The organism is Longimicrobiaceae bacterium, from assembly GCA_036375715.1.
Lineage (GTDB): Bacteria > Gemmatimonadota > Gemmatimonadetes > Longimicrobiales > Longimicrobiaceae > DASVBS01.
In genome coordinates this window covers 1-11,096 of sequence record DASVBS010000041.1, presented here as the reverse complement: position 1 = coordinate 11,096, position 11,096 = coordinate 1, and the positions used below count along the sequence as shown (strand labels likewise).

Annotated in this window: 9 protein-coding genes and 1 CRISPR repeat array; of the genes, 3 read left to right on the top strand and 6 right to left on the bottom strand. The window is 66.9% G+C overall.

Features of this window, described 5'->3' with window-relative positions:
* From modA to VF167_08230, 3 genes are all read left to right on the top strand, one after another.
* Positions 1–613: molybdate ABC transporter substrate-binding protein (gene modA / locus VF167_08240; protein HEX6925405.1), on the top strand; the 613-nt coding region annotated here is incomplete at its 5' end.
* A gap of 3 nt (positions 614–616) precedes the next feature.
* Entirely contained in the window at positions 617–1,276 is a 660-nt protein-coding gene (modB, locus tag VF167_08235; protein ID HEX6925404.1) for a molybdate ABC transporter permease subunit, read from the top strand.
* Positions 1,273–1,986: an ATP-binding cassette domain-containing protein gene (locus VF167_08230; protein ID HEX6925403.1), complete on the top strand. Its 714-nt coding sequence runs from the start codon at positions 1,273–1,275 to the stop codon at positions 1,984–1,986. Before modB ends, VF167_08230 begins: the two co-directional genes overlap by 4 nt.
* 103 nt (positions 1,987–2,089) lie before the next feature.
* On the opposite strand, the gene VF167_08225 is transcribed toward VF167_08230, so the two are convergent.
* The 6 genes from VF167_08225 to VF167_08200 all read right to left on the bottom strand — a co-directional run bounded on the left by VF167_08225 (position 2,090) and on the right by VF167_08200 (position 10,104).
* The gene (locus VF167_08225; GenBank protein ID HEX6925402.1) at positions 2,090–3,940 is read right to left on the bottom strand and encodes a chloride channel protein; all 1,851 of its coding nucleotides are present in this window, start codon (positions 3,938–3,940) and stop codon (positions 2,090–2,092) included.
* Between the two features lie 192 nt (positions 3,941–4,132).
* Positions 4,133–4,519 (bottom strand): hypothetical protein, encoded by a 387-nt coding sequence (locus VF167_08220; GenBank protein HEX6925401.1) that lies wholly within the window; start codon positions 4,517–4,519, stop codon positions 4,133–4,135.
* Between the two features lie 616 nt (positions 4,520–5,135).
* Positions 5,136–6,470 (bottom strand): N-acetylmuramoyl-L-alanine amidase, encoded by a 1,335-nt coding sequence (locus tag VF167_08215; protein HEX6925400.1) that lies wholly within the window; start codon positions 6,468–6,470, stop codon positions 5,136–5,138.
* A gap of 1 nt (position 6,471) precedes the next feature.
* Complete coding sequence (locus VF167_08210; protein ID HEX6925399.1) at positions 6,472–7,803, bottom strand: hypothetical protein; 1,332 nt, start codon at positions 7,801–7,803, stop codon at positions 6,472–6,474.
* 102 nt (positions 7,804–7,905) lie between these two features.
* Positions 7,906–8,997 (bottom strand): hypothetical protein, encoded by a 1,092-nt coding sequence (locus tag VF167_08205; GenBank protein ID HEX6925398.1) that lies wholly within the window; start codon positions 8,995–8,997, stop codon positions 7,906–7,908.
* 12 nt (positions 8,998–9,009) lie between these two features.
* Positions 9,010–10,104, bottom strand: a complete 1,095-nt coding sequence (locus tag VF167_08200) for a hypothetical protein (GenBank protein ID HEX6925397.1) — start codon at positions 10,102–10,104, stop codon at positions 9,010–9,012.
* Between the two features lie 561 nt (positions 10,105–10,665).
* A CRISPR array of direct repeats spans positions 10,666–11,096; the repeat unit is 28 nt; unit sequence GTTTCAACCCACGCTCCCGCGCGGGGAG.

The following is an 11,096-nucleotide window of genomic DNA, read 5'->3' as shown; positions in this document are numbered from 1 at the left end:
GGCCGTCGATCTCGCTCTCGGAGCGACCGGTAGCCTGGCGGCGCAGATCGAGAACGGAGCTCCCGCCGACCTGTTCTTCGCCGCCGACGAGGAGACGATCGAGCGGCTGGTCACCAGCGGATCGATCCGCCGGACGTCCGTGCGCACCTACGTGGTCGGGCAGCTGGTGCTCGTCTGGCGCGACGGGGTAGATCGCCTCGCGTCGCTGCAGCAGCTCGCGGACAGCCGCTACGAGGTCGTGGCGATCGCCAATCCCGAGATCGCGCCCTACGGCGCGGCGGCCCGCGAGGCACTGCAGCAGGCGGGCGTCTGGGACGCAGTCGAACCGAGAATCGTACAGGGGGAGAACATCACGCAGACCTACCAGCTCGTGCAGACCGGAAACGCCGACGTGGCCCTCGTCGCGCGGAGCGTGGTCGACACGACGAGGACGGAGCTCAGCCTCATCGACCCGAGCCTGCACACGCCCATCCGCCAGGCGGCCGGGATCCTGGAGCGCAGCGACAACCCCGCCGCGGAGCGATTCCTCGAGTACGTCCTGAGCGACGAGGGGCAGGCGATCCTCGAAGCGCACGGGTTCGGACGCGCACCCCGTCAGGCGAGGGACCGATAACCGATGGAGCTCGCGCCCCTCCTCCTCTCGCTGCGCGTGGCCGCTCTGGCCACGGTCATCGCCCTGCTCCTGGGTGTTCCGCTCGCCTGGGCGCTGGCTCGCCGGCGCTTTCCCGGGCGGGACCTGGTGAGCATCCTGGTCCTCCTGCCGATGGTGCTGCCGCCCACGGTGCTCGGTTACTACCTGCTGCTGCTCATCGGGAGGAACGGACCCATCGGGAGATTCGCCGAAGCGGCCGGCATCGGCAGGATCGTCTTCACCCCCGCGGCAGCCGTCATCGCCTCGGTCGTGGCCGCCCTTCCCTTCCTGGTGCGCACGGCGCAGGGCGGGTTCGAGCAGGCGGACCCCGTGTACGAGGAGGCGGCACGCACCCTCGGCCGGAGGGAGATGGCGATCTTCTTCACCGTCTCCGTGCCGCTCGCCTGGCGAAGCATCCTCGCCGGACTTGCCCTTGCCTTCGCCAGGGCGATGGGTGAGTTCGGGGCCACCTTGATGATCGCGGGCAACATCCCCGGTCGGACCCGGACGGCGAGCATCGCGATCTACGATGCCGTGCAGGCCTTCCGCCTCTCCGACGCCCACTACCTCGCCCTGATCCTCTCCGCGGTGACCGGCGGGATCCTCCTGCTTCTCACCCGCATCGGACGGCGCAGCGGCTGGTGAGCATCGATCTCTCGATCGACCTGGGACTGGGAGACTTCCGCCTCCGGGTCGCATTCGGCGTCGCCGAGGGGATCACCGCCCTGTTCGGCCCGTCCGGTGCCGGGAAGACCCTCACCCTCCGCTCGATCGCGGGCCTCACCACACCGCAATCGGGTCGGATCGTCGTCTCGGGGCGCACACTGTTCGACTCGGCCGCCAGCATCAACGTCCCCCCGCGGGAGCGCGGCATCGGCTTCCTGTTCCAGCAGTACGCCCTCTTCCCGCACCTGACCGTCGAGCAGAACGTCGGCTTCGGGCTCCACCGCCTCTCGAGATCCCTGCGAGCCCGCCGAGTGGCGGAGGTGCTCGCGCTGGTCGGCCTCGACGATCTGGCGGACCGGCGCCCCTCCCAGCTCTCCGGAGGGCAGCAGCAGCGCGTCGCTCTCGCCCGCGCGCTCGCGCCCGAGCCGGACCTGCTGCTGCTCGATGAGCCCTTTGCCGCGGTCGATATGCGCACCCGACGGCGCCTCCGCGCCGAGCTCCGCCGGATCCAGGAGGCCACCGCGACCCCCATGATCCTCGTCACCCACGACCTGACGGAGGTGCGTCAGCTATCGGATTCGCTGGTGGTGATCGAATACGGACAGGTGCTGGCCGCGGGGCCGACGGAGGCGGTGCTCGCCGAGGCGGAGGCGATCTTCTCGGAGCTGACCGAGGAGTCGATCGAGTGACGCCAGGGCTGGAGGGTGTGCCGGTCCCTTGCCGGGATCTGCGTATCAGCGTTCACATCGCGCCGCTCACTGAGGCGCCACCGCGGCGTAGCGCGTTTTTCCCTCAGGCTGGATGCTGGCCTCGCTCCGCCTCCCCCGCCGCCGCTGCGGCAGCGGAGCGCTCGTAGAGGGAGATGATGTTGGCGCGGGTAACGAGCCCCAGCAGCCGGCCGGTGCCGGGCTCCACCACGGGGAGGACCGACGCGCCGCGCACCCCCAACTTGTGCATCGCCTCCAGGAGCGACGCGTCCGGGGCGATGGTCTCACAATCGCAGGCCAGGTCCGCGGCGACGATCACCGGGTCCAGGTTCTGGACGTCCCGCGCCATGCGCCCCAGCTCGCCGATGGGAACGATGCCGACGAAACGCCGTTCGGCATCGATGACCGGGAACTCGGTCTGAGCGGCTCGGTCGAGCTGGTCCAGGAGCTCGAGCACCGTCGCCCTTTCGCCAATCACCTGCGGGTTGGGGTCGAGAGCGTCGGCCACGCGGAGCCGAGCGAGGATATCGCGATCCGACCCCTGCTCGATCGACTCGCCGCGGCGCCGGAGCCAGCCGCTGTACAGATTGTCCGGCTGCAGACGGCGGGCGACGGTATAGGCGATGACCGTGGCCACCATCAACGGTGGCATGATGGCGTAATCATTGGTCATCTCGAACACGATCAGGATCCCCGTGAGCGGCGCTCCCGTCGCGGCGGCCACCACGGCGCCCATCCCCACCAGGGCGTACGGCTCAGGGCGTAGTCCGAGCCCCGGGAATAGCTGCACGAGGGCGACCCCGACCGCGCCTCCCGCGGCCGCCCCCATGTACAGCGACGGCGTGAACACGCCGCCGGAGCCCCCGAAGTTGAGCGTGATGGAGGTGGCCAGGATCTTCCCCACTACCAGCAGCGCCAGGAGGAACCAGGGCATCCCGCCGAACACCTCGAGCCGGACGGCCAGGTGCCCGAAGCCGACCAGGAGGCCCCCCGAGGCAAACACCAGCGCCCCCACCGCCGCACCGCCGATCCACGGCAGCAGCCCGCGAGGCATCGGAAGCCGCGCGGCGACCGACTCCATGCCGAAGTATGTCCGCACGTAGGCAACCGCGACCAGCCCGGCGACCACGCCCAGAAGAGGATAGAAGAGGAAGAGCTCCCGGGTGAGCTGATATCCGTACTCGACCGGGATGGGGAAGGCAGGATGGTTGCCGAGGAAGGCGCGCGACACCACCGCCGAGACGACGCTGCTGACCACCACCGCCGGGAACGCGGCCACGGCCAGCGAGCCGAGGATCTCCTCGAGCGCGAAGAAGGCTCCAGCGAGCGGGGCATTGAACGCCGCCGAGATTCCCGCCGCGGCGCCTGCCGCCACCAGGACTCTCACCCGCGCCGGGTCGAAGCGGAATCCCTGTCCCAGCAGCGACCCCAGCGCCGAGCCGAGCACGGCCACCGGCCCCTCGCTGCCCGCGGAGCCGCCGCTCCCGAGCGTGACGGCGCTGGCGACCGTGCGCGCCAGCGCCGGTCGCGGCGGGAGCCGTCCACCCTCGCGCGCCACCGCGCGCTGCACATCCGGCACGTTCAGGCCGTCGTGTCCTCGCCCGATGCGGGCCATGATCAGGGACGCCACGGCGAGGCCCGCGCCCGTGACCAGCGGCCGGTACGCCAGGAAGACCGGGTGCGGGAAGTAGTTCGCCGGCCAGTTGTAGAAAGCGAGATAGGCGAGGTCGATCAGCCGATAGAAGCCCACGACGCCCAGGGCAGTCGCCGCGCCAATCGCCACGGCGAAGCCGAACAGGATTGCGTTCTCACTCAGCTCCAGCCGGTTGAACCGACGGACGAAGTGGCTCCAGGTGCTCCGCGCCCGCCAGCCGAGCACCCGGTAGGCATACCTGAGCCTCTCCGACTTCTTATCGGCGCTGCGTGGATTCGGCATCAGCCCACGGCGGAGGTCTCACGCAGCCCGCAACCGAGGAGGTCGTCCTCGGCGCCCGGATCGAGTTTCCGGATCCTCTCGACTCATTTCAGGTCCTTCACGTCAATGCGTTCCGCAAGTCACTACGGTCGCATTCAGGATGGGACCTGGAGCCGCGGGTGGAAAGATGTCGAAGCAAGTGACCCGGCGCCGTCAGCGCGCCGCCGGGTCGATCACTTTGATACCTACGTATTCACCACTGCCAGGCCTGTATCGTGGCTCGATGGAAGCGATGGCTTCCTCGAGACCATCACGAGCAGCCTCGATCGCCGCCTCGAAAACGGCATCCGAACGCTCCGCATCATTTCGCGCGAAGAGCACCTTTCGCGATCGCGGTGCGTAGATCTCGGCAATGAACGCCGAGAGTTCCTCACGCGGCACTTCGATGCCATTCAGAAGGAAGGTCGGCCCGGGTTTCACTTCCAGGATGATCGAATCGGGGAAGGAGTCCATGGCTGCCGCCGTTGTGATCCGCTCGATCGCCACTTCGGCGTCCGGACTGATCTCGTGCGACTGAACGTCCTTCTCGGCCTCCGCCAATGACTGCCTCCCGATCGGCGGCAATGAGGGAGCGGCGCCTCACACGCGACGACGAGCAGCGCCAGCGCCAGCCCGAACGAGACGGCGAGCGCGGAATTCGAGCGCCGGCTCCGGGGAGTCAGCATGGTTCGGATCCTTCTCTCCAGAAGGGAGGTCGATTCGGAAAAGGCGGCGAACGCCACGGACGGGATCAACCTGCGTGCGCCGATCTCGACCAGGAGCCGGGCGTAGCGGCCGACGTCGTGCCCTCCGCGCAGGACGCGGGCATCGCAGTCGAACTCGATGGCCGCTCGTGCAGCCAGACAGGAGCACGCGGTAGGCGGGAAGGGCCAGGAAGTAGAAGGCGACGAAGCCAGCGACGAAGCTTCCCACGGATGCCTCGCCGGCGAGCCCGCTGGTCGCCCAGATCGCGCCTGGTCGCGGATGCCCGCGGCGTTCCACGCTCTCGTAGGCGTGCCTCACCGCGGCGAGGTGCATGGCGGTGTGCACGACGACGGAGCGCGCCCGATACGCTCGATCATAGCATAGCGACCGCGGATCGAGCCTCTGTAAGGAGGAGACAGAGGAGCGCGCGGGGGGTAGCCAGACAGTCGGGGGGGGAGTAAGCGCCGGTGATTCATGCGACAAAGGGAGGCTGCAGACCCTTCCTGAGCTTGTCCCTGACGGCGGCGACCGCCTCCCATTTGGTGATGCGGCCATCTTTGTCCACATCGAGCCCGCGGTTCTGCCGGTACTGAACCGACGGCTTCGCGAAGAGAAGGTAGTCGTCCGGCTTGCCGATGGCGCGCGGCCAGAGAATCGCCATGTACACGTCCTTCAGCGTCCTCACGCCGGAAAACCACAGGAAGTAGCGGGCGACGTAGTCCAGTTGGGTCACTGCGTCCATCTGCGACAGCGCCCCGGTCGTCGTTCCTAACCGACTGGCGGTGTCCGGCATGAACTGGATCAACCCGGTCGCGCCGCTCTTCGGATTCCGCTCGGCCGGGTCGAACGATTCTCCCGTTTCGAAGGCCATGCAGGCCATCAGATCGTTGGGACTGCATCCGATCTGTCCCGCGATCGCTCTGACCTTCTCCCGGAACTCGTCGTTGACCTTTGCCCCCCACGCGAGCGATTGATCCTGGGTGAGCAGGCTCGGGGTTGCAGGCGGTGCAGCCGGGCCCGGAGGGGCCTCCTCCACCTGATCGAGCTCAGTCCAGGTCCGGGGTCCGACGATTCCATCCGGAACGAGTCCATGGGCCCGCTGGAACTCCCGGACGGCCGCCTCCGTCCTGGGGCCGAAGACGTCCGGGCCAGTCACCCCCAGCTTCTCCTGCAGGGCGCCCACGAGCGGCCCCGCAGCCCCGCGCCGGAGCGTCGGTCGCCCCTGGGCATCGCTCGCGGGGATGAGCACTGGGGGCGGGGCCTCGTCCGCCAGGATCGCGGCGACTGACGAGCGGAACGCCTCCATGTCGAAGCTCGGGTCGATCTTGCGGCCGCTCGGCGTCGCGTACTCGCGGTGCCCGGCGCAATGGTGGGCACTCCGCCCGATTCTCTTCAGAATGGCGGCCACCCCGCGCTGATACGCCTCGAGTTGCACGCTCGGCCAGGGGAAGTCATCGGCGCCGCCCGTATTCTCCGCCTCGATGCCGATGAAGCTGCTGTTACCGGTGGTGATCCCCTGCCAGACTCCGCTGCCGGCATGGTAGCACCTGCCGGCAGCGACCACGTAGAAGGTGCCATCCCGTCCCAGTCCCAATTGGGCAAGCGGGCCGGGGAGATCCCGTCTGCCGTTCTTGAGGATACCCAGGCTGGGCATGTTCCCACGCCTTGGCCCCGCGGTGTGGTGACATATCACGCCCGCGATCGTCCCAACGTCCCCGTGGCCGCGGTTCTCCCACCCATCCACCACCGCGACCTTCAGACCGGCATCCTTGAGCACTTGCGGCAGCCACCTCAGAGAGTAGGGCATCTCAGGCAACCCCTCCTTCCGCAGCGGGCAGCTCCTCGTCGGGCGTCGCCTCGATGACCTCCACGTCGCACCCGTCGAGCGCATCGTCGTCGGACTCCGTTGGGATGTCTGCGTCCGCTGATGCACGTACGGATGCTGGTTCGCGCACGAATGCTGGTTGGCGTACGAAAGCTGGTGTGACTGTGGAAGCTGCTGTGAGGTCCGAAGGCGATGGGATTGGCGAGACCGGCGTTGCTCCGCTCGCCGTGGGTGTCACGGTGGGCCTCTCCGCCTCGGACCTGAGGGTGATTCGGCGCGTGTCGAACAGCTGCCGGTCTTCGGAGGCCTCCTCAGGGCTCTTTTCGTGCGGCTTCACGGTGGAGCGAATGACCATGAACTTGTTGAGCACGTCGAACCAGAAGGGAGCCCCTAGCGTCGCCGCGAGGGCCGTCAGCAACCACCCGAGCAACGGCGAGAAAACGTAGCTCCACCAGTCGCGTCTCAGGGTGACCTCCTCCGTCCCGCCGCCAGTTCGCCTGGATACGACCCGCTCCGTTCCTGGCCAGCCAAAGTCCACGCCCTCCCAACCGATCGGCAGGCGGAGAGCGGCCAGATCCTGCCTCGCCTGCGCATAGCTGCGCTGCAGGAAGCCCGTATCCTGCGATGCCCCCTCAGCGGCGGCCACGATCACACTGCGCGTCGTATCGTTGCGGTAGAGGTACTGGGCGATCGCAATCGCATTGATGTTCAGCAGTACGGCCGCGAAGAACCCGATCGCGAAGATGATCCACTGCGTCGACCGCTTATACATGCCCGATATGCGGTCCATTGCGCTGTCGAATAGATCCTCGATGATCGCCTGGAAGCGGCCCAGATCGTTCTGCGCGGCGTCGAGAGCCACCAGCAGCATTCGCTGCACGGGGGGGTTGTCGATCTGCAGAACATTGGCGCGGATGCTGTCGAGGGAAATGGACGCAGTGGCAGACGCGTTGGGCGAGGTCTCGTCAGTCGGCCCGCGCGCAACGAGATCCATCAATGCGAGCGCAAAGTTCCTGGAGGGAATGTAGGATGGCAGCTCGACGCCTCTCGCGAGAATCGACGGACGCCCGGCGGAAAGAGCCCCGGGATATTCGCCCGAGTAGAGCCCGTAGATGAGAGGGTGATTGAAGAAGCTTCCGGCGAGACCCATTCCCCTCCGGTCGTGCAGCAGCTCCCGGATACCGAACTCCAGGTACGCGGCACGGGTCTTCAGCCAACCCTCGATTCCCTCCCGGACGGCGGCGCAGATGACGCTCACCAGAAGGAACACGAAGGTCACGCCGATCGCGACCTCCAGAATCTCGGATCCGAACATTGCTTGCTCCCTGCCGACGATGGCGGACGACCTCTACGGGGACGGAAAACAGCGCGCCTGAATGTGGTGAGCGCGGAGCGTGATGACCGAACCGCCGCCTATCTACGGCATGCCTCCGGACCCGCCGAGCGCGGCGGTGGCGGCGTTCCGCAGCTTCTCCACGACTGCCTGCTGGGTCGCGGGGATGCCGGCGAGACGGTCATAGAAGTCAATCGAGAATAGCAGCCCGTCGGGCGCACCGACGCGAGACCAGGTAGGGCCGAAGCTGATTCCGTTCGACAGGTGCAGAGAGATTCCGCCGCGCGTGCGGTCCTCCCCGAGAGCCAGCGTCACCGAAGCACCCCAGTATCGGGTGTATGTCTGGTCATACCTGACGAATCCGAGCAGATCAACCGGGACTACGGTAGAGCGAACCACGGAGCCGAGATCGTCCAGCCGCGCATCGTCCAGCCCCGTTGCCTCTATCCCGACCCACGGGTGGAAGAGGATGAACTGCCGCCGAGGGGGATGAATGTCGAGCGCATCACCGCCGAGCCCGTTGAGCCACAGCTCCCAGGGGTACTGAGAGCGTCCGCTCTCGTTGTATCTCTCCCAGAGCGCGAGAGCAGTCTTGATTCGCTGCTGCAGGGCTCGGAACGCCGGCGCGCGGTACCGACCCAGGAGGTCGCTTGCCGAGAAGGCCGTCCAGCAGAACGCCTGCTGCACCGCGATCGGATCCGCCTCAGTGATGGTGATTTCTGCAGGCGTAGCCGCGAAGATGCGGTAGCCAACCCCTTCAGCGAGCTGTGGGTTGAAGTCCAGGACCGCTCCCGGGGCGAGTAGCACGTCGGCATCGTCGACGCGTTCGGGCGTCGCTCCATCCATCAGCAGGATCAGCGTGTCCAACTGAGCGAGCAACTGGACCGTGTCAGCCCGCCCGAGCCCTTCAGTGCTCTGCCGAAACCATGTCCTGAGCGAATCCCCGGCTTCCCGCCATCGGCCGTCCCTCGCCAGCGAGTCCAGCCGGGCGCGCGCGTTGACCGGGTGGAGCTTGGATATAGGGGACGACTCGGGGAGGCCGAACTGGTCAGGGCGTGTCTGGTCGACATTTCTGCAGATGAGATCAATCCCTGTCGCCTGCGCTTCGAGCCGGAACGGGGCTACGGCAATCAGCGCGATAGCCGCCAGGCTGACGATCGTGGACGTCGCGCGCATGGAGACCTTCCGTCAGGTGTCGAGGGAGTCGCGGCCGCAGGCCGTCTTCGCCTTCTCGGCGAGGGCGAGGAACTGCGTGGCGGCCTTTATCAGCTCGAAGGGCGTCGTTTGACCCTGGACCATGGCCATCAGCGCGCGCGCATCGCGCTCGAATTCCTGCATCACTTGTAAGCAGGGCAGCGTCGGCGGACGGTAGGGCTCCCCCTTGGGGACCAGGGAGCTCCGTCCAGCCGCGAACGAGATCAGGGGGCGATGGACCTCCGGATCCTCGAGGTAGTGGGTGAAGCTGTGAACGTTGAACCGGCTGATGTTCTGGAGCCGAATGTCTCGGTAGTACTGACTGTTCCAGTCCACAGGACCGAACGGCCGCACGGCCGGTATCGGGTCGAGGCGATGACGGACATTCCAGTAGTTGTTGAAGTAACGTGGCCGGTTCATCGCGTTCGGCGGGCACACCACCGATCTGTAGACGCGCAGCGGATCGATCTCATCCTCCAGAATGCGGCTGACGTTGGCCATCATGAAGAGGGCGTTGAAGCGAAAGCCCGGGCCCTCCAGAGCGGAGGCACGCGTCTGCGTACTGAGCAGCGCCAGGCTGTCGTGTAGCACTGCCGTTCCCAGACTATGCGCTAGAAATGTGACGTACAGGACGGGGCTCTTAGCCCGAGCTGCGGCGATCGCGTCGAGGATCTGGTCGATCACCCGTAGCCGGATCTGCTTGGCTACCTGGTTGAAGAACTCGTAGAGCAGCACGTCGACCACATGCGACCAGAAAAAGGTCTCCTGGGCCTGACCATCGACCTGCGCGAGCCAATCGATGACGCTGGGTGCCTGCTTGATACCCTCCTCGGCGATTGTCTTCTGCAGCTCCGCCGCTTCGCGATTCCAGCCTGCCAGGAGATTCCGGAACGGCTCGTCGTAGGTGATGGGGACGATCTCCACCTGCTTCGAGAAGCGGAAATCCGCCATATCGAATCCCTCGTAATGACTGGCGATCTCATCGAGCTTTTCCTGGATGTCGTAGCACCAGTCGTGCTGGGCGTCGTCACCGGTGCCGGGCGGGTGGTGAATGCCCATGCCGTGCACGACGAAAAGGAGGTTGGCCATGCTCCATGAAGGGGACGGGGTGAATGGATGTCAGCTGCGGCCCCGCGGAAGGATGGGATTCCGGAGAGCTCGCCGCAGCCGCTTATGCTCCGGTATGACCGGATTCGAAGTGACCGCTAGGTGGCAGAATCGACGTACGAGGGGAAGGTTGGTGGCCCCTGGCAGGGCAGCGGAGCCGAGGCTGGGAGGCGCGGCCGGCAGCGCCTACCTGCGCGCTGCCGGCGATCTGCGACTACAATGTGGCTTCAAGCGGACGGGCGCCAGGGTTTTGTTGCGGACGGCGGGTGTGGTGGGTGCGGTTGCCTGGCGAAGGGCGGAGGGGGGTCGATAGCCGTCTGGGCGCTCGAGATGGGGACGGTTCCGCGATCGGCTCGCGATGCTGGCGGAGGGTACGTCGCCCGTGAGCTGGCGGAGGCCCTGCGCCGCTTTTGATCCGGGCGCCGGGGGGAACGAGTGGAACGCCGCGATCATGCGTTGAGGTGGGTATAAGCAACGATTGCGCGTCCATCGAGGCTCGCGCGGGGAACGATTCGGGCGCTTGGAATTTGCAGGTCGTCCCACGGTTTGATCCACGCCGCCGTGCGGGGAGCGACCTTAGCTCAGCTATGGGTTGGAAATTTCCAACCCAACGTTTCAACCCACGCTCCCGCGCGGGGAGCGACCGTCGAGATCACACCCGCCTGGATATCGCTGAGGTTTCAACCCACGCTCCCGCGCGGGGAGCGACTGGACCTGCCAGTGCCCTTTGGCCCGCGGCGCCCGGTTTCAACCCACGCTCCCGCGCGGGGAGCGACACCCCCAGAGCTGCCTTTACCGCCGCGGGAAACGAGTTTCAACCCACGCTCCCGCGCGGGGAGCGACGCGCTTGCGGTCAATGCCAAGCCTCCTCATGAGCAGGTTTCAACCCACGCTCCCGCGCGGGGAGCGACGCGGATCTCCTGTCCACCGCGGGCCGGGTGAAGGCGTTTCAACCCACGCTCCCGCGCGGGGAG

What these genes read in the sequence shown, in the direction of transcription:
- modB (HEX6925404.1), top strand. Translation starts at nt 617, where the DNA reads ATGGAGCTCGCGCCCCTCCTCCTCTCGCTGCGCGTGGCCGCTCTGGCC.
- VF167_08225 (HEX6925402.1), bottom strand. Translation starts at nt 3,940, where the DNA reads ATGCCGAATCCACGCAGCGCCGATAAGAAGTCGGAGAGGCTCAGGTAT.
- VF167_08215 (HEX6925400.1), bottom strand. Translation starts at nt 6,470, where the DNA reads ATGCCCTACTCTCTGAGGTGGCTGCCGCAAGTGCTCAAGGATGCCGGT.
- VF167_08210 (HEX6925399.1), bottom strand. Translation starts at nt 7,803, where the DNA reads ATGTTCGGATCCGAGATTCTGGAGGTCGCGATCGGCGTGACCTTCGTG.
- VF167_08205 (HEX6925398.1), bottom strand. Translation starts at nt 8,997, where the DNA reads ATGCGCGCGACGTCCACGATCGTCAGCCTGGCGGCTATCGCGCTGATT.
- VF167_08200 (HEX6925397.1), bottom strand. Translation starts at nt 10,104, where the DNA reads ATGGCCAACCTCCTTTTCGTCGTGCACGGCATGGGCATTCACCACCCG.